Source organism: Cyanobium sp. FACHB-13342 (assembly GCF_014697415.1).
Classification (GTDB): domain Bacteria; phylum Cyanobacteriota; class Cyanobacteriia; order PCC-6307; family Cyanobiaceae; genus Cyanobium_A.
Genome location: NZ_JACJRT010000008.1, coordinates 321,769 through 339,082, shown reverse-complemented (window position 1 = coordinate 339,082; position 17,314 = coordinate 321,769). Strand labels below are relative to the sequence as shown.

At 67.1% G+C, this 17,314-nt stretch carries 20 protein-coding genes; 8 read left to right on the top strand and 12 right to left on the bottom strand.

The features are described from left to right. Positions 1 to 10: 10 nt before the first annotated feature. Genes H6G16_RS07185 through mnmH form a run of 4 tightly spaced genes read right to left on the bottom strand, consistent with a single transcriptional unit; the run spans position 11 to position 3,579 of the window. Positions 11 to 1,012: an AI-2E family transporter gene (locus H6G16_RS07185; protein ID WP_190389592.1), complete on the bottom strand. Its 1,002-nt coding sequence runs from the start codon at positions 1,010 to 1,012 to the stop codon at positions 11 to 13. Between the two features lie 4 nt (positions 1,013 to 1,016). After that, positions 1,017 to 2,111 (bottom strand): AI-2E family transporter, encoded by a 1,095-nt coding sequence (locus tag H6G16_RS07180; protein WP_190389591.1) that lies wholly within the window; start codon positions 2,109 to 2,111, stop codon positions 1,017 to 1,019. Positions 2,112 to 2,115: 4 nt separating this feature from the next. Beyond that, positions 2,116 to 2,487, bottom strand: coding sequence for a photosystem II reaction center protein Psb28 (gene psb28 / locus H6G16_RS07175; protein WP_190389590.1), 372 nt, complete (start codon positions 2,485 to 2,487; stop codon positions 2,116 to 2,118). Positions 2,488 to 2,511: 24 nt separating this feature from the next. Continuing rightward, positions 2,512 to 3,579, bottom strand: a complete 1,068-nt coding sequence (gene mnmH, locus H6G16_RS07170) for a tRNA 2-selenouridine(34) synthase MnmH (RefSeq protein ID WP_190389589.1) — start codon at positions 3,577 to 3,579, stop codon at positions 2,512 to 2,514. 68 nt (positions 3,580 to 3,647) lie between these two features. Between mnmH and H6G16_RS07165 the strand changes: the two genes are divergently transcribed. Further along, positions 3,648 to 4,376, top strand: coding sequence for a GUN4 domain-containing protein (locus H6G16_RS07165; protein ID WP_190389588.1), 729 nt, complete (start codon positions 3,648 to 3,650; stop codon positions 4,374 to 4,376). A 55-nt stretch (positions 4,377 to 4,431) separates the two neighbouring features. After that, a complete protein-coding gene (locus H6G16_RS07160; protein WP_190389587.1) occupies positions 4,432 to 4,869 on the top strand; it encodes an ATP-binding protein in 438 nt (145 codons plus the stop codon). Here the strand turns inward: H6G16_RS07160 and H6G16_RS07155 are convergent. Beyond that, positions 4,808 to 5,134 carry a DUF6439 family protein gene (locus H6G16_RS07155; RefSeq protein WP_347238824.1) on the bottom strand — a complete coding sequence of 109 codons (327 nt, stop codon included), beginning with the start codon at positions 5,132 to 5,134 and terminating at the stop codon, positions 4,808 to 4,810. The genes H6G16_RS07160 and H6G16_RS07155 overlap by 62 nt on opposite strands. Before the next feature lie 61 nt (positions 5,135 to 5,195). Here H6G16_RS07155 and H6G16_RS07150 point away from each other — a divergent pair, with 61 nt between their 5' ends. Then, positions 5,196 to 5,465: a hypothetical protein gene (locus tag H6G16_RS07150; RefSeq protein WP_190389585.1), complete on the top strand. Its 270-nt coding sequence runs from the start codon at positions 5,196 to 5,198 to the stop codon at positions 5,463 to 5,465. Here the strand turns inward: H6G16_RS07150 and H6G16_RS07145 are convergent. Further along, positions 5,462 to 6,520: a class I SAM-dependent methyltransferase gene (locus H6G16_RS07145; protein ID WP_190389584.1), complete on the bottom strand. Its 1,059-nt coding sequence runs from the start codon at positions 6,518 to 6,520 to the stop codon at positions 5,462 to 5,464. The genes H6G16_RS07150 and H6G16_RS07145 overlap by 4 nt on opposite strands. Before the next feature lie 136 nt (positions 6,521 to 6,656). Between H6G16_RS07145 and H6G16_RS07140 the strand changes: the two genes are divergently transcribed. Next, positions 6,657 to 6,887 (top strand): hypothetical protein, encoded by a 231-nt coding sequence (locus H6G16_RS07140; protein WP_190389583.1) that lies wholly within the window; start codon positions 6,657 to 6,659, stop codon positions 6,885 to 6,887. Positions 6,888 to 6,996: 109 nt separating this feature from the next. On the opposite strand, the gene glnA is transcribed toward H6G16_RS07140, so the two are convergent. Continuing rightward, on the bottom strand, positions 6,997 to 8,415 hold the full coding sequence (gene glnA / locus H6G16_RS07135) for a type I glutamate--ammonia ligase (protein WP_190389582.1): 1,419 nt from the start codon (positions 8,413 to 8,415) through the stop codon (positions 6,997 to 6,999). Positions 8,416 to 8,623: 208 nt separating this feature from the next. On the opposite strand from glnA, the gene H6G16_RS07130 reads away from it, so the two are divergent. Next, the gene (locus H6G16_RS07130) at positions 8,624 to 9,142 is read left to right on the top strand and encodes an allophycocyanin subunit beta (RefSeq protein ID WP_190389774.1); all 519 of its coding nucleotides are present in this window, start codon (positions 8,624 to 8,626) and stop codon (positions 9,140 to 9,142) included. A 36-nt stretch (positions 9,143 to 9,178) separates the two neighbouring features. Further along, the gene (locus H6G16_RS07125; protein ID WP_190389581.1) at positions 9,179 to 10,387 is read left to right on the top strand and encodes an alanine--glyoxylate aminotransferase family protein; all 1,209 of its coding nucleotides are present in this window, start codon (positions 9,179 to 9,181) and stop codon (positions 10,385 to 10,387) included. Here the strand turns inward: H6G16_RS07125 and H6G16_RS07120 are convergent. Beyond that, on the bottom strand, positions 10,320 to 10,865 hold the full coding sequence (locus H6G16_RS07120; protein WP_277874979.1) for a nucleoside deaminase: 546 nt from the start codon (positions 10,863 to 10,865) through the stop codon (positions 10,320 to 10,322). The two genes, H6G16_RS07125 and H6G16_RS07120, sit on opposite strands and share 68 nt — an antisense overlap. A gap of 77 nt (positions 10,866 to 10,942) precedes the next feature. On the opposite strand from H6G16_RS07120, the gene H6G16_RS07115 reads away from it, so the two are divergent. Both H6G16_RS07115 and H6G16_RS07110 read left to right on the top strand, forming a co-directional pair. Then, entirely contained in the window at positions 10,943 to 12,358 is a 1,416-nt protein-coding gene (locus H6G16_RS07115) for an aminotransferase class V-fold PLP-dependent enzyme (RefSeq protein ID WP_242036240.1), read from the top strand. Further along, a complete protein-coding gene (locus H6G16_RS07110) occupies positions 12,355 to 12,576 on the top strand; it encodes a hypothetical protein (protein WP_190389579.1) in 222 nt (73 codons plus the stop codon). The genes H6G16_RS07115 and H6G16_RS07110 overlap by 4 nt, the downstream gene beginning before the upstream one ends. Here H6G16_RS07110 and H6G16_RS07105 read toward each other — a convergent pair. The 4 genes from H6G16_RS07105 to H6G16_RS07090 are packed head-to-tail and all read right to left on the bottom strand — an operon-like array spanning position 12,509 to position 17,263. Next, on the bottom strand, positions 12,509 to 14,059 hold the full coding sequence (locus H6G16_RS07105) for a DUF697 domain-containing protein (protein ID WP_190389578.1): 1,551 nt from the start codon (positions 14,057 to 14,059) through the stop codon (positions 12,509 to 12,511). The two genes, H6G16_RS07110 and H6G16_RS07105, sit on opposite strands and share 68 nt — an antisense overlap. 30 nt (positions 14,060 to 14,089) lie before the next feature. Further along, the gene (locus tag H6G16_RS07100) at positions 14,090 to 16,240 is read right to left on the bottom strand and encodes a transglycosylase domain-containing protein (RefSeq protein ID WP_347238823.1); all 2,151 of its coding nucleotides are present in this window, start codon (positions 16,238 to 16,240) and stop codon (positions 14,090 to 14,092) included. Beyond that, positions 16,224 to 16,691 (bottom strand): signal peptidase II, encoded by a 468-nt coding sequence (gene lspA, locus H6G16_RS07095; RefSeq protein WP_190389576.1) that lies wholly within the window; start codon positions 16,689 to 16,691, stop codon positions 16,224 to 16,226. Before lspA ends, H6G16_RS07100 begins: the two co-directional genes overlap by 17 nt. Beyond that, the gene (locus H6G16_RS07090) at positions 16,688 to 17,263 is read right to left on the bottom strand and encodes a biotin transporter BioY (protein WP_190389772.1); all 576 of its coding nucleotides are present in this window, start codon (positions 17,261 to 17,263) and stop codon (positions 16,688 to 16,690) included. Before H6G16_RS07090 ends, lspA begins: the two co-directional genes overlap by 4 nt. Positions 17,264 to 17,314: the final 51 nt, after the last annotated feature.

Here is a 17,314-nt window from a genome sequence, read left to right as displayed (position 1 = left end):
TGGCTGACGCTCAGGCCCAGCGATCCATCACTTCTTTGACGACCACTTCCTCACAGATCACCTGCAGGACGACCACCAAGGGGAGGGCCAGGAGCACGCCAGGCAATCCCAGCAGGGCACCCAGGCACAGCTGGGCCATGAGCGCGACGGTGGGGAGCAGGTTGACGGTGCGCCGCAGCAACATCGGGGTGAGCAGAAAGGCCTCGGCGTTCTGCAACACCAGCCTCAGCACCAACACCTGCAGCATTTTCCCAGGGGACACCAGCAGGGCCACCGCCAGCGGCAGCAGGGTGGCGGCCGTCGGCCCAATGGTGGGCACAAAGGTCAGCAGACCACACACCAGGGCGCTGAGCAGGCCCAAGGGCACGCCCAACAGGGCCAGGCCAGCCCAGGTGAGCAGAAAGACGCTGACGGCGGAGAGGGTCATGCCAGCGAGCCAGCCCCCCAGTGCCTGGCGGCATTCCGTCAGCAGGGAGCGCATCTGGGGCCTCCAGAAGTGCGGCGTCATGGCCACCACCACCTTCTGGTGACTGCGGGGATCGAGGGCCAGCAGGATCGCCAGCAGGGCCATCAGCAGCAGCTGAATGGTGGTGCTTGCGGCCCCTCCGGCAAAGCCCAGCAGTTGGCTGCCAAGGGGCTGCAAGCGATCCCAGGTGCCCAGTTGCATCAACTGACGCTCCAGATCAGGCATCCAGGTGACCTGACGGGCCAGGCTGCTCAACCGTTCAGCCAGGGCCGGCAGCAGGGCTGTGAGTTGATTGACCTGCTCCAGCAGTTCCGGCAGCAGCAGTTGACCCAGCAGTCCACCCACCAGGACCAGCACCACCAGCACCACGATCAGGGCGGTGGGTCGGTTCAGGGGTAGCAGCCGGCGCAGCAGGGTGATGGGCACATCCAGGGCAACCGCCAGGACCACGGCGCCAAACAGCACCAGCAACACCCAGCGCAGTTCCCAGGTGAGCAGCCCAAGCACGATCAGGGCCAAGGCCCCGAGCACCGTGCGGCCGTTCATGGGATCAGGCCTCCAGGCGTTGGCGCTTCCATGGATCCAGGATGTCGTGGATCAGCACCTCACGCACGATCACCTGCAGGCAAACCGCCAGCGGCAGGGCCAGCAGCAGGCCCAGCGGCCCGAACACCACGGTGAACAGCAGCTGGGCCGTGAGGGTGAGACCCGGTAAGAGGCGCAGCTGGTGGTGCATCACCGAGGGGGTGATCAGATAGCTCTCCAGGTTCTGCACGCCGATGTAGAGGAGCAGGACCGCCAAGGCCTTCCAGGGGGCATCCAACAGCGCCACCGAGACGGGGAAGACCGTGCTCAGGGTTGGCCCCACGTTGGGAATGATGTTGAGCAGCCCCGCCAGCAGCGCATTGGCGGCCACCAGCTTGACCCCCAGCAGGGTGAGTCCGATGGCGGCCAGGGTGCCCACACAGAGCGAACTGATCAGCACCCCGACCATCCAGGCACTCAGGGCTTCGCCGCACTGCACAAGGATCTGGCGGAAACGGCGCCGGTAAAAGGAGGGCACCAACAGCACGGCGACCTCGCGGTAGGGCACCGGTTGAACCGCCACCATCAGGGCCACAGCCACCACGAACAGGGCTTGGAGCAGAGCGGTGCCCAGGCCGCCGGCCAGGCCCAACAGACGCAAGGCACCGCTGCCGAGGCTCGGCCCAAGACCGGACCCCAGCCCGGACGACAGGCCGGGGGCGCCTGGCTCCCCCATCAGGCCATTGCGCAACCAGGAGACGCTGTCCCCACCACTGCCGTAGAGCATCTGACTGGCGTTGGCCAGACCCCTTCGCAGCAGATCCAGCAGCGTCTCTGCGGCCGCCGGCAACTTGGCAAGCAACTGGGCGAACTGGTCGACGAAGGGGGGAATCACGGCGGTGGCCACCACCGTGAGCACCAGGCCCACCACCCCCAGGCTGAGCAACAGGGCCAGGGGTCTGGAGCAGTTCAACCGCTTGCGGATGGCGCCCACCAGGGTGCAGAGGGCCATCGCCAAAACCACGGCTGCAAACAGATGCATCAAGCTCTGGCGCAGGCTCCAGAGGAGAAGCAGGGCTGCCACCAGCCCCAGCAGCCCCAGCCATTGGCCGAATTTCAAGGGATCAGGCCTCGTCCTGCTCCCCCTGATCTTCGCCCTGGTTGCCGGAGAAACCGAGATCGTGACTCTCGGCGTAACGCTGGGCGAATCGCATGAAGCGATCGAAGTCTTCGGTGGTTTTCCAGGTGTAGGTGCACTCCAAGGCGCTGGCCTTGCCGTTGACGAAGCGCGCCTTCACCTCCCGGCTCACCAGTTCCCCTTCCTCGTCCACCAGAAACATGCCCGTGATGTCCCCCATGGTTTCGGGTGCCAGGGCATCGGGCTCTTCGAATACGAACAGGGCCTGACCCGTGCGCCCATCCCTTGAGCGCGTCAGGCGGATGTCGGGCACGACCGGCTCATCCACTCCACGGAAGAACTGAATGGCGGCGCCCATGGCAAGAGGGGACAAAAATCAATCCTAGGAGTCAGCCCCGAAGCCCTCCGTTCCGGGGCGCAACCCACAGGATGGATCCTGCAGCAGCCGCAGGGCTGCGACCTTCGGCTCCATCCCGGTCAGATCAAAGCAGGCCCGTACCGGATGGTCCCGGCGACCCATCTCATGGTCGTAGCAGCGGTCGTAGTAATCGAGCATCTGCAGGCAGGCTCCGGCCCAGTCGCTGCGGTCGATCGCCTCCAGGGCCGCTGCCGTGCGCTGGGGGCCCAACCGCCGGGCGATGCGTTCGGTGGCTTCCCGGAGGGGGGCCTGCCCTTGGCCGCCGTAGACGGCCACGAGCTGGTCCAGCCGTTCCTGCAGGGGACGCAGAATCTCAATCGCCGGGGCTGTCCCCATCTGCCGCCAGAGACCGTTGGGGATGCGGCAACGACCCACCTGGGCACTCTCGGCTTCCAGCCAGATCGGCCCACGCCCCTGCAGGGCCTGCAGGGCCATGGCCAGCCGGTTCTCGTAGTGCTCCGTGCTGGGCTGGTCAGGCAACCCCAAGCCGCCGAAGCTGCTGCCCCGGTGATGGGCCAACCCCTCCAGGTCGACCACGGCGGCGCCCTGGTCTCGCAGGGCCAGCAGTAGATCCGTTTTGCCCGTGCCGGTGCGTCCGCCCAGAATCAACAGGGGCCAAGGCCGCTCAAATGTGGCCAAGACCCAGCGTCGGTAGGCCTTGTACCCCCCGTCGAGCACCAGCACCGGCAGGTCCAAGCTGGCGGCCAGCCACGCCACGCTGCCCGACCGCATGCCTCCCCGCCAACAGTGGATCCGCAGGGGCTGCTCCCCCTGTACCAGGGTGCTGAGACTGCGGCCCAGGGACGCAAGCTTGGGGCCGACCAACTCCAGGCCGAGCTGCACGGCGGCCCCGCGCCCAGCCTGCTTGTAACAGGTGCCCACCTGGGCCCTTTCGTCATTGCTGAACAGGGGCAGGTTGTGGGCCCCCGGGATATGTCCCTGGGCGAATTCCTGCGGGCTGCGCACATCCACCACCGGCCCCGCGTTGGACAGGAAGGCATCCACAGGGAGGGGGGGGCTGGCGCCCGGCATCACTGACGAGGATCTCTGCTGACATAGTGGGCCCACGCTGGCACCGCTTCAGGCTCGGCCTCCCTTCCATGCTTTCCGGACCTCCGGTCACCGCCACCGCTACCGCCAGTCCAGGCGCCCTGCTGGAGCGCTTCCAGGCCGCCAACGGCCGTCAACGCCGTTCCCTGGTTGCCACCCTGCAGACCCGTCGCCAGGAACTGCGGCCCCTGATTGCGGACCATCTCGCAGGCCTGGATGCCACCGGCGATGACTGGGCCGCAGGCTTCCTGATCCAGATGCTGCTGGAGGAGGGGGATGGGTTGCGGGCCGACTTTCTCAGCCGCTACCCCGACGGCTGGCTGGCCACCGTGTCGGCCTGTGGTCTCGACTACGCCCCGCTGGAGCGGGCCCTGATGGCCCAGCGCTTTGAGGAGGCCGATCGGCTCACCAGTGCCCTGCTGCGGGAGCTGGCGGGGGCCGACGCCGTGCGACGCGGCTACGTCTATTACAGCGAGGTGCCGCCCATGCCCTCGGCCGATCTCGACAGTCTCGATCGGCTGTGGGTGTGTTACTCCCAAGGCCGGTTCGGCTTTTCCGTGCAGGGAACCTTGCTGGCCAGCTGCAACGGCCGCTGGGAGCTGCTGTGGCCCAAGTTGGGCTGGAAGGATGGGGGCCTGTGGACCCGCTACCCAGGCTCCTTCCAGTGGTCGATCGACGCCCCGGAGGGTCACATGCCGCTGGTGAATCAGTTGCGCGGCGTTCGTCTGATGGATGCCCTGCTGCGCCATCCGGCTCTGCAACAGCGCATCAAGGCCTGAGTCAGGGGGCCGGCCACGGCGTAGGGTCAAACCGGACCCTGCGGATCCGGGCCGAATGGCGCTGCGCTGGTCGGATTTCATCACCCCCTCCACCCTGCAGCTGGCGCCGCTGCTGGAGTTGCTGATCGAGCCCGTGCGCAGTTTGCAGCTGCAGAGCCAGGTGCAGCTGGGCCTGCAGGAGGCCCTGGTGAATGCCGTGCGCCATGGCAACGATTGCGATCCGTCCAAGTGTCTGCGGGTGCGTCGGATTGAAACGCCCCGTTGGCTGGTGTGGCAGGTGCAGGATGAGGGGCCTGGCCTCCCCGCTGCATCCCGCACCACAACCCTGCCCGAACAGCTGGATGCCGCCAGCGGCCGAGGCCTGTTTCTGATTCACCACTGTTTTGACGACGTGCGCTGGAGCCAACGGGGCAATCGCCTGCAATTAGCGGTCAGCCGTCAGCGGGCGGAATTGTTGTCGCTGGCCGGTGGCTGGGGCAACCGGGGTCGCTGACCTCAGCCCGGAGCCAGCCCAGGCCATGTTCCACCAGGGCGATCGCCTCAAGCCGAGCTGGGCTGGGCTGGGGAGCCCCGGGATCGTCCCCGCTGAGCAACACCACCAGCGCCGCAGCCAGCTGTTCCGCACCTCGGCGCGAACGTTGGGCCTTGAGGGCATGCCAGTCGCGATCGCCGATGGCCAGGAGCCGCTGCAGAGCCACGGCCTGCTCCAGGGAGCCCTCCGGCCAGCTGCGTTGGGGCTTTGCCAGGGGCGTGGACACTGGACGTTTGCCGGAGGAAGGCCCCATCCTGATGCCACACCCCTGACGCTGGGAGCGGGCCATGCCGTTGAGACCCCTCGGCCACCATGCCGTACGACAGCCGATCCGGCTCCTGCACCTGCTGGATGGCCTGCTCACCCAGGCCTCCCTGACGGCCAACAGTTCGGGGGTGACCCTGCGGCGACAGCAGCAGCGGCTGGCGTTGACCCAACGGCTGCTCGATCCCCTGCCGCCCGAGCTGGCCCCACCGCATCGCCAGGACGTGCTGTTTTGGCGGGGGCTGCGTTGGGCCACCGCCGGTCTGCTGCTGGCCTGGTGCCTGAAGCGTTAGCGGGGTTTGCGCGCCGTCCAGACCCGGGTCATGAAATGGGTCTCGGCGGTGATTCCCTCAAACCCGCAACGGCGCAGTCGCCCTTCGATGTCGTCGCTGATGTAGTCGCGGTAGTAGGGCTCGTGGAACACCCGCCGGAAGTTTTCCATCACGGCGCTGAACTGGGGTGAATCGGCCAGCTGCACGGAGTCGGCCAGCACCACGACCCCACCCGGTTCCAGCACCCGGAACGCGTCCTGCAGCACGTTTTGGCGGGCCTCACCGGGCAGTTCATGGAACAGGAAGACGCAGGTGAGCCCCTGGAATGTGCCCTCGGCAAAGGGCATGCACTCCCCATTCCCCTGCACCAGCTGGGGCAGCTCCCCCGGCAACTGACTGAGCCATTTGTTGGCCTGACGCAGATAGGCGCTGGAGAGATCGAGGCCAAACAGTTGGGCCTTGGGCAGGGCGCCGCGGATCTGACGCAGGGTGCGGCCGGTGCCTGTGGCCACATCCAGCACCCGGATCTGCCCCGCCGGGCGGTCCGGGAAGGCCCGGACACCCCGTAGGAGCGGAGCCAGCACCCGGCGCCGCATCGGATCGGCTGTGCCGTTGAACAGAATTTCGACCTGCAGGTCGTAGAGGGCGGCGGAGTGGTCGCTCAGGTAGCCGTCGGTCTGGTGATGGAAATTCTGGAGGTAGTAGTCGGGGAAGTCCTCGGGATCGATGCTGCGCGGCAGGTCGCGCACGTTGCGCTCCATGCGCCGGCTCCAGGTGCTGGGCATATCCAGCCAAACCAGGGGATAGCGGCTGGCCCAATCGAGCCAGGGGGCATCAAACAACAGCGATGCCGGATAGAGCCCCTGTTCGGCCTCCTGCCAGTCGCGCTCATGCAGGGCATCCATGGCCTGCTTCAGCCGGCCCAGCAATTCCGGCGGTACCGGCACCGTCTTGGGGCTGCCTTCGGGTGCCAGCAGGCCCATCAGCCGCGTGCTGACTTCCTTGTGGGTGACCCCCAGCAAAGCCTTGCCCTGCTGCAGGGTTTGGTAAGCCAGCTTGGTGAGCTGATCAGGCATGGGTCGAGCGAGGCGACCCCCATTTCAGCGGATCTGGCTGGCGACCGCGCCTGCAACGTCCTGTGAAGCTTGGCCGCTTTCGTAGCAACCGCTACAGAAATGGACCCATGCTGATCCCACAGATCCAGGAGGCTCCATGGACGACTCCCGTTTTCAGCCGCTGGCTCCCGATCCCGAATTTCAGACCTGGAGCCGCCAACACGCCCACGCCGCGCGCCTGCATGCCGCCGAGCTGGCCCAGATCACCCAGCACCACGACCTCAACCCCGCCGGCGATGTGGTGCACCAGATGGAGGCCTGGGCCAGGCGCCAGGCTCGCGAGAAGCACCTGCACGACAGCGCCATTGCCCAACTGCGCCACCGCTGAGCCCCGTTGTTCTGACTTTGGTTGTCGTAGGCCAGGCACAAAAAAGCCCTGGCGTTAACCAGGGCTTGGGCTGTGTCATCGGACTACGGGTCCTGAGCGGGCCTTGGGATCAGGCGTCGTAGTACATCACGTACTCGTGGGGGTGGGGCCGCTGGCGCAGCTGCTGCACCTCCTCGTATTTGAGGGCGATCCAGTTGTTGATGAAGTCTTCGGTGAAGACGCCACCGGCCAGCAGGTAGTCCTTGTCGGCATCGAGGGCTTCGAGGGCGCCGTTGAGGGAAGCGGGCACTGTGGAGATCTTGGCGAGCTCCTCAGCCGAGAGCTCAAACAGGTCGACGTCCGTGCCATCGCCCGGATCGATCTGATTCTTGATGCCGTCGATGCCGGCCATGAGCATGGCGGCAAAGCCCAGATAGGGATTGGAGAGGGCATCGCCGGAGCGGAACTCCAGTCGCTTGGCCTTGGGACTGGGGCCGGTGAGGGGGATGCGCACGGCGGCCGAACGGTTGCCCTGGGAGTACACCAGGTTCACGGGAGCCTCAAAGCCCGGCACCAAACGCTTGTAGCTGTTGGTGGTGGGGTTGGTGAAGGCCAGGAAGCTGGGGGCGTGCTTGAGCAGGCCGCCGATGTACCAGCGGGCTGTCTGAGAGAGGTTGGCGTAGGTGCCTTCGCCGAAGAACAGGGGGTTGCCACCCTTCCAGAGGCTTTGGTGCACGTGCATGCCACTGCCATTGTCGGCGAACACGGGCTTGGGCATGAACGTGGCCGTCTTGCCGTACTTCCGCGCCACGTTGCGCACCACGTACTTGTAAATCATCACGTTGTCGGCTGCGCTGATCAGCTCGGCAAACTTGATCCCCAGCTCGTGCTGGGCCGTGGCCACTTCGTGGTGCTGCTTTTCAATCGGCACCCCCAAGCTGCCCATGGTGAGCAGCATCTCGGTGCGCATGTCCTGCAGCGTGTCGTTGGGGGCAACCGGGAAGTAGCCCTCCTTCAGCTGGATCTTGTAGGCCAGGTTGCCGCCCTCCTCGAGGCGGGCCGTGTTCCAGGGGGCTTCGATCGAGTCGACGCTGTAGAAGCTGCTGCCACTGCCCGAGGTGTAGCGCACATCGTCAAACACGAAAAACTCGGGCTCCGGACCGAAGTAGGCCGTGTCGGCGATGCCGGTGGAGCCGAGATAGTTGAGGGCCTTCTGGGCCAGGGCACGGGGGCAGCGGGCGTAGGGCTGGCCACTGCGGGGCTCCTGAATCGAGCAGATCAGGCTGAGGGTTTTGTGGCTGTAAAACGGATCAATCCAGGCCGTGTTCGGATCCGGCACCATGGCCATATCCGATTCATTGATGGCCTTCCAGCCGCGGATTGAGGAGCCGTCAAAGGCCACGCCATCGGTGAAGGCGGCTTCGTCGATCAGATCGTTGCAGACGGTGAGGTGCTGCCACTTGCCATGGAGATCAACGAACTTGAGGTCGATCAGCTCAATGCCTTCGTCTTTGATCTGACGGAGGACGTCCTGGGCTGTTTTGGCCATGACGAACAGAGGGGTGGGTGCCGGCCGGAATGCGGCGTGGCGGGACGGTACGGATCGCCGGGGCACCACTATGTAGCGCTTGCTACCAATCGCGGGGTGCTGCTTGCGTAACCGTTTCTGTCACTTTGCCCAAAACGCGCCCCTGGCCTGGGATCTGGCCGAATGTGAGTGCTAGCTTCCGGTGCAGGTGCGTCGATTCAATTCCGCCATGCGCGATGCCATCACCGGTCTGATTGGCCGTTATGACCAGCTGGGCCGCTATCTGGACCGGGATGCCATCGACCGGATCTCCGCCTACTACTCCGAGGCTGAAGTGCGTCTGGCGGCGGTGGAGCTGATCAACCGCGAGGCCGCCGCGATCGTGCGCGAGGCCGCCCAGCGCCTCTGGCTGGCCGATCCCGAATTGATCCTGCCCGGAGGCAACGCCTACACCACCCGGCGGCTGTCGGCCTGCCTGCGGGATATGGATTACTTCCTGCGTTACGCCAGCTATGCGCTCATTGCTGACGACGCCACCATTCTCAATGAGCGCGTTCTGAATGGGCTCGACGACACCTACAAGAGCCTCGGGGTGCCCACGGGTCCCACGGTGCGCAGCATCGCCCTGCTCGCCGATGTGGTGTGCGAGATGCTCCTGGACGCCGGCGTGACCGCCACCGCAGTGGTGCGGGTGCCCTTTGAGCATCTCTGCAGGGGGCTTGGAGCCACCAACGTGCGCGCCCGATAGCAGCCCCTGGCTGCTGTTTAGGCTCCAAACGATTGCATGTCCCTCCAGGCTTTGGCTTCTCTCCCCGTGCTGCCCCCCGTCAATTCCGCCCATCGCCGCACGCTGGGTCCGATCGCCACCCCCGACCGTCTCCTGCTGGGGCCAGGGCCCTCCAATGCCCATCCCACCGTTCTGCAGGCCCTGGCCCGCACGCCGATCGGTCACCTCGATCCCCTCTATGTCGAGCTGATGGGGGAGGTCCAGGAGCTGCTCCGCTATGCCTGGCAGACGGACAATCGCCTCACCATTCCGATGAGCGGCACCGGGAGTGCCGCCATGGAAGCCACCCTGGCCAACACCATCGAGCCCGGCGACACCGTGCTGGTGGCGGTGAAGGGCTATTTCGGTCTGCGCCTGGCTGACATGGCTGGCCGTTACCGGGCCAATGTCGTCACGATCGAAAAGCCCTGGGGCGAAGCCTTCAGCCTGGCCGAGTTGGAGGAGGCCGTGGCCACCCATCGGCCCAAGATCCTGGCGATTGTCCACGCCGAAACGTCCACCGGCATCTGCCAACCCATGGAGGGCATCGGGGATCTCTGCCGGCAGTACGACTGCCTGTTGCTGCTCGACACGGTCACGTCCCTTGGCGCCGTGCCCCTTTATCTCGACGCCTGGAAGGTGGATCTGGCCTACAGCTGCAGTCAGAAAGGTCTGAGCTGCCCTCCAGGGCTTGGCCCCTTCACCATGGGGCCCCGGGCCGAGGCCAAAATGATGGCTCGCCAAGGCAAGGTGCCGAATTGGTACCTCGATGTCACCCTGTTGAACCAGTACTGGGGCAGCGATCGGGTGTACCACCACACCGCTCCGGTGAACATGAATTTCGGCATGCGCGAAGCCCTGCGGCTGTTGGCCGAGGAGGGACTGGATGAGGCCTGGGCTCGCCATCGCCGCAATGCGGAACGCCTCTGGGCTGGCCTGGAGCGGCTGGGTCTGGAACTCCATGCTCCGGAGCATCTCCGGCTTCCCACCCTCACCACGGTTCGGATCCCCGCGGGAGTGGATGGCAAGGCCTTCACCCTGCATCTGCTCAACACCCATGGGATCGAGGTGGGCGGTGGTCTCGGTGCCCTGGCCGGCAAGGTGTGGCGGATTGGCCTGATGGGGTACAACAGCCAGCCTGAAAACGTAGACCGTCTGCTCAATCTGTTTGAGAGCGAGCTGCCGGCCTTCCACCCCGCCGCGTCCCCTGCTGCCGTCGCCGTCTGAACCAGGCCCCCAACTGGTTTCCAGCCGTCTCGCCCAGCACCCCTCCCGTCACCTCCATGCGGTGATGGGCACTGGAGTCGGTGGCGAGGTTGAGGCAACTGCCCAGGGCTCCGCGCTTGGGATCCGCGGCCGCAAACACCACGGCGCCCATGCGGGCCTGCACCAGAGCCCCCGCACACATCGGGCAGGGCTCCAGACTCACCACCAGGGTGCAGCCATTCAGGCGCCAGTCGCCTCGAATGCGGGCGGCCTGGCTGAGGGCCACGAGCTCCGCATGGCCGAGGGGATCGGACCCGGCTTCCCTGCGGTTGCTGCCCCAGCCGATGCAGCGACCCACCTCATCGAGCACCACTGCAGCCACAGGGATTTCCCCCCGGGATCCCGCCCGTGCTCCGTGGCGCAGCACCCGCTCCATCCACTGCTCATGGCGGTTGGGCCGGACCCCGGGATCCGGTTGGGGAGATGGGGATGACTCCAATGCCCGAAGAGCTGTGGCAGCCCTTCCCTTGTAGCCCACCCCCGCAGGTGAGAATGGCCCGATCTGATCGTTCGTCGTTGGCAAGCGCGCCACCTGCCCCGCGGGCGAGCCAGCCCCTGCCCTTTGCCAGCCCGGAGCAGCTGGATCCGGTGCTGCAGGATTTTCTGGAGCAGGCCTCCCGCCAGCTCTGCGGATGGCTGGGTTCGGCTGTGCAGCGTTCCCCCCTGCCTGGCCTGAGCATGCTGCCGGCGGTGGAACCCCAGCTGCATGGCCTGGCTCCGGATGCCTTGCTGGCAGATTTGCAGGTGGTGATGGATGGGGCCTACAACCCCAACCACCCGGGTGCCCTAGCCCACCTGGACCCTCCCCCCTTGGGGGCCTCCCTGGCTGCGGATCTGATCTGCGCCGGTCTGAACAACAATCTGCTGGCCGAAGAGCTTTCCCCCAGCCTCACCCGCCTGGAACGCAGCCTCACCGCCTGGTTGGCGGAGCGCCTGGGACTGCCCCTCGGCAGTGGCGGGGTGGCGGCCAGTGGCGGCACCCTGTCCAATTTGATGGCTCTGGTCACCGCCCGGCGGCATCAGGGGCTGGCTACGGCATCCGATGCGGTGGTGGTCGCCAGCGCCGATGCCCATGTTTCCCTGGCCAAGTCCCTGGCCGTGATGGGCTTGCCTGCCGATGCCCTGCGGCTCGTCGCGGTGGATGGGGATGGCCGCCTCCAGCTCCCGGCCCTCGATGAGGAGCTGGCCAGCCTGGGACGTCAGGGTCGTCCCGTGATGGCCGTGGTCGCCACCGCCGGCACCACCGTGCGGGGCGCCGTGGACCCCTTGGAGGGAATGGCCCAGATCTGCCGTCGCCGGGGCCTGTGGTTGCACGTGGACGGGGCGATTGGAGCCGTGTTTGGCCTGGTGGAGTCGCACCGTTCCCGCGTGGCCGGTCTGGAGCTGGCCGATTCGATCACGATCAACCCCCAGAAACTGCTGGGCATCACCAAGACGTCATCGCTGTTGCTGCTGGCCAGGCCCCAGGCCCTTGGGGAGGCTTTCCACACGGGTCTGCCCTATATGGAGCCCAGTTGGGGGGGTGGCCATGGGGGTGAGAGCGGCCTGCAGGGCACCCGGCCGGCAGAGATCCTCAAGCTCTGGCTGGGTCTGCGCCAGCTGGGGTTGAACGGCATCGAAGCGGTTCTCGATGGGGCCATCGCCCGCCGCCGCCAGTTGCGTGCCCTGCTGGCCGCCAACGACCGTCTGCTGCTGCGCAGCGGCCCGTTCCACCTGCTGGCCTTCACGCCAGCCGGCTTGGACCGCGCAGGTGCGGAGGCCTGGAGCCAGGACACCCGCCAGCTGCTGTTGCAACAGCAGCTGATGCTCTCCCGCCCCCACTACTCCGGCCGCCATCACCTCAAGGCCGTGCTCGGCAACCCCCACACCCGCACCAGTCATCTTGAGACCCTGGCGATGGTGGTTCAGGCCAGCCTGGAGCCGCTGCCATGAGCGAGCCCCTTCCCCCTTCCCCCTCGCCCCGGGGGCGCTGGGTGGCCATCATTACCGGCGCCATCTCCATCCTGATCGGTGTGCTGTATCTGGCCCTGATCGTGGTGCTGGACAGCCGTGGCCCCTTGCAGCCCCCCCCTCCCGAGGCCCTCAGCGACGCTCCGGCCGGGGCGGCAGGCTCGGTTGCTTGGCCTGGAGCGGTTCCACCACCCGCCTGAAGGCCGCGTCCAGAAACCGGCTCAGGGCTCCGTCGCGGCGGTTGAGGTCGTACTGCTGCTGCACCACCTCCTGGACCCCCCCATCCCCCCAGTCCTGGTCGCGTTCGAAGTAGGTGACAAAGCTGAGCCCCGCCACCCGGGTCAGCCAGGCGGCACTCACCGCCTGAACCGCCCGGCTCAAGACCAGGGCCGGCACGTTGAGGCTCAGGGCGGCCGTCAGCAGGCTCACTCCTCCCTTCACCAGCCCCAAACCCGCCATGGTGCGGCCCACCGAGAGGGCGAGATCCTGGGCGCTCTGGCGACTCAGGGTGATGCCGTACACCCGGGCGATCTCCACCACCATCTGGGCATTCACCGCAGCTGCACCAAGCAGGTCCAATCCCGGCAGGGGCGTGACCGCGAGCACCCCGGCCCCAATCCACATGTAGCGATCGACGATGGTTTCCGCGTCGCTACGCCGTTGGCGGGCCAGAAGGGAGCGGCTGGCCTCACTGAGCTGGCGGCATTGCAGCAGCAGGTTGTCGGCAATCAGCTCCTCGCCGTCGGCATGCAGCACGGCGGCGATGCGTCGCAACAGGGCCTGCACCTCGGCGGGTGGCTGCAGGGGGCGGCCGCCGGGCATGGGCACACTCTGGGGGGCCGCACTGGCGGCAATCACGTCCTCGGCAGCGATCCGACCGCGGGTGCGCTGGCGCAGCAGGTCGAGCAGCCGGGACTCCTCCTGCTCGCCCCGCAGATCGCATTTGTTGAGCACCAGGATCAATCGTTTGCCGAGGCCAGCCAGGGTGTCAAACACCTCCAGTTCGCTGGCCCGCAGATCCCCATCCACCACCAGCAGCAACAGGTCGGCCTTGGCGGCCTGGTCGCGGGCCAGGCGCTCGCGCTGCAGACCGGCAACACCGGCCTCGAGGATCCCGGGGGTATCCACCAGCCATACGGCCCGCTGCAGTCCCCGTAGCCTCAGGCGGTAGCGCTGGGTCTGGCTGGTGGAGCCCATCGCCGCGCCCACCTCCCCTACCAGCTCCTGCAGCAGGGCACGGATCAGGGAGGTCTTGCCCGCAGACCCCGTGCCGAACACCACGATCACCAGATCCCCCCGCTCCAGTTCGGCGGCCATCCGCTGGCGCTCGAGGCGGAGGGCTTCACGCTCCACCGCATCGCGCACCTGGTCGAGGGTCTGGTCGATGGCGGCCAGGTTCTGGGCGGCGGCCTCCCGGCGATTGCCTGGTGGCGGGAGCGCGGATCCACTCCGCTGCCTCCCTTTGCCGCCGAGACTCCCCTGGATCCAGGGCCAGGCCAGCTGCACCAGCAGCACCACCAGACCGGCAAACACCAGAAAAAAAATCGGCTGAACGATCCAGGCCGGCAACACCCAACTGAGTTGGAAATAGAGGGTGTTGATGGCCTGCAGCACCAACCCCACGACGATCAGCGCCAGCAGGCTCAGCCCGGCAATCAGCCAAAGACGGGTGCGGGTGTTCACGGAACGGCTGTCACGGCGAGGGGGATCTCATCACGACCGGCTTGTGCGGATGATCTCGCCCCAGAGGCCGGCGGCAAGGGAGCTGCTGGCCCGGGTGGGGCTGTTGTCGTCGTTGCCGAGCCAGATGCCGATCACCCAGTGCCGCTGCGGTTCGTATCCGATGAAGAGCAGATCTCGGCTGTCGTTGGTGGTGCCGGTTTTGCCCCCTTCCTGCCCGCCAACGCTGGCCATCTGGCCCGTTCCCCGCTGCACCACCGCCCGCAGCAGTTGCTGCATGGCCCGGGCGGTGGCGACGGAGGTCACCCGCCGACCAGGCTGGGCCAGGGTGCTGCGGCGGCAGGTCCCGGAGGCGTCCGTGCAGGCCTCCCCATCGGTCAAGCGTCGAATCGTGGTGGGCGGATGCCAGGTGCCGTCGTTGGCAATGGCCCCGTAGGCCGCGGTGAGTTCCAGCAGGGTGAGTTCGCTCTGGCCGAGCGCCAGGCCGGGCACGGCCGCCAGGGGGCTGGTGATGCCCAGATCCCGGGCCTTCAGCACCAACCCGTCGAGACCGAACTGCTGGGCCAGCCGCAGGGCGGCGGTGTTGCTACTGGTGGCAAAGGCACTGACCAGACTGAGGGAGCCTTGACAGCCGCTGGCGAAGTTCTGCCCGCGCCAACGCAAGGGTGCACAGCTAATCGGATCTCCGGGCCGGCGGCCCCGTTCCAGGGCCACCAGATAGGGAATCAGTTTGAAGGTGCTGCCGGGCTGGCGAAGGGCCATGGTGGCCCGGTTGAACTGGCTCTGGCGGTAATCGCGACCACCGGCAATGGCCAGAATCCCTCCGCTGCGGGTGTCGAGCACCACCACCGCCCCTTCGGTCACCCCCAGCCCCCTGCTGGCCTGGATCCGCTGCCGCAACAACCGCTCCACCTGCTCCTGCAACCGCAGATCGAGGTGGGTGTCGATCAGGAAATTGCCTTCCGCCGCCACGTCCTGTCCCACCAACTGGTCCAGATCCCGGCGCACCTGGTCGGAGTAGAACGGGGCCCCACGCCGGCCGGGGTTGCTGCGGCAGGCCTGGGGAGAGAGCCGGATGGGACTGCGCCTGCCCCTGCGAGCCCGATCCGCGGAAATGCGGCCCGTCTGCCCCATTTTGGCCAGGACGGCATTGCGCGCGTCCAGGGCGGCCTGGGGGTCAAAACAGGGGTCGTAGCCGTTGGGCGAGGGCAGAAGACCCACCAGCAAGGCGGCCTCCTCCAGCTCCAGCTGGGTGGCCGGTTTGCCGAAGTAATGCCGGGAGGCGTCCTCAAAGCCCCAGCCCACGCCCAGGTACACCCGGTTGAGGTAGTTCAACAGCAGATCCCGCTTGCTGAAGCGGGCCTCCAGTTGCAGTGCCACCAGCAGCTCCCGCCATTTGCGGCCGAGGGTCTCCCCCTGGCCCACCTGGTCGGGGTAGAGGCTGCGGGCCAGCTGCTGGGTGAGGGTGCTGCCGCCCTCCAGCACCCGACCACCCAGCACGTTGGTCACCAGGGCTCGGGCGGTGCCAACCGGATCGACCCCGGGGTGCCACCAGAAGCGGCTGTCCTCGCTGGCCAGCAGCGCATCGATCAGCACCGCGGGATAGGCGCGCAGGGCCTTGAGTTCCCGATGTTCCCGGGCGTCAGCCGTATTGAGGGGGCGCCCCTGACGGTCGTAGAGAACCAACGGTCCACGCACCGTCGCCAGGCTGCCGCGGATCGGCGCCTGGAGGCTGGAGAGGCCCAGCAGCCCAAGGCCGGAGATCGCCAGGGCCGCCAGGCCCAGGCTGGCCCCCCGCAGCAGCTTCTGCAGCTGGGGCATCGGCCGCACCTCAAAGTCCAGTTCGGGCAGGCCCGCCTCCTGGCTGGGGCCAAACCGCAGGGCATCTCCGTCCCGCAGGAGCAGGGTCTGCACGCGCCGTCCCTGCCACCAGAGCCCATTGGTGGAGTTCAGGTCCGTGATCAGCCAGTGGGGGCCCCGCCGTTCCAGCAGGGCGTGCCGCCGACTCACCGCCTGGTGCTCAATGCAGATCTGGCAGTCGCTATCGCGGCCGATGCCGTAGGCGCCGTCGTGGAGCGCCAGCAGCCGTGACGGTTGGCCGGGCAGGTGGATGCGCAGCTGGGCCTGGCCGGGTTGGCTGAACCGCTGCCAGCGGCGCCGGATCGCCTCAAGCCTGGGGTTCACCACGCTGCCCCAACAGGTCGATGGCAAAGCAGAGCACGGCCACATTGATGGCCACGTCGGCCAGGTTGAACACGGGGAAGGACACCGGCACCAGGGCCAGAAAATCGACCACATAGCCGAGTCGCCAACGGTCCAGGCCATTGCCGATCGCACCGCCCAATAGACACCCCAGCCCCAGGCAGCGGGATAGGGGCATGGCGCCCTGCCGCTGGATCCAGAAGGTAACCCCAAGGCCCACCACCAGGCTCACGAGGCCCAGTAACTCGGGATGGCCGCTGAACAGGCTGAAGGCCGCTCCGGTGTTGCGGGTGAGCTGGAGGGCCAGCAGTCCCGGCAGCCAGGGAGTGGCTGCATAGGGCGTCAGGTGGGTGACGGCCCAGGCCTTGCTGAGCTGGTCGCCCATCACCACCAGGCCAGCGCAGCTGAAGGCCAGGCCTCGAAGCCGTCTCATGGCTCAACCAGCAGCAAGCGTCGAAGCAGCAGGGCTACAACCGCGACCGCACAGCAGAGCACCAGCTGGGGGAGCAGGGGAGCGAGGCTGTAGCTGACCAGCAGCACGCCCAGGTTGGGGCCCCAGCGACCGGCCAGGCCGCCCAGCAGCAAGTTGGCGATGCCACAGAGTTGCAGCACGCCCAGTCCCACCACGGCCGCGCCGAACAGGCTGAGCAGGTCGTCCATGCCGGGTTGGCGGGCCAGCTTGCCGGTGAGCCAGGCGGCGGGAACGAACCCAGCCAGGTAGCCAAACCCCGGATCCAGCAGATAGGCCGCTCCGCCACCGCCGTGGAATACCGGCAGTTGGAACAACCCCAGGCTCAGATAGGCCACCGCGGCCAGCATCCCGCTGCGGGGGCCGCACACCAAGGCGGTGAGTAGGAGGGCCGGCACTTGCAGGGTGATCGGCAGAATGGCCAAGCTCCAGCTGCCCCCGGCGGTGGGCAGGGGGGCAGCGGCCTGAATCAGTCCGCCCACCAGAATCAGCAACAGGCCGGCGATGGCGCCGCTCCAAGTGGCTAGGGCCCGCAACTGTTCCATCGTGTCTACTACCCATTCTGCGGGGTCGCGCCAACCGGGTCC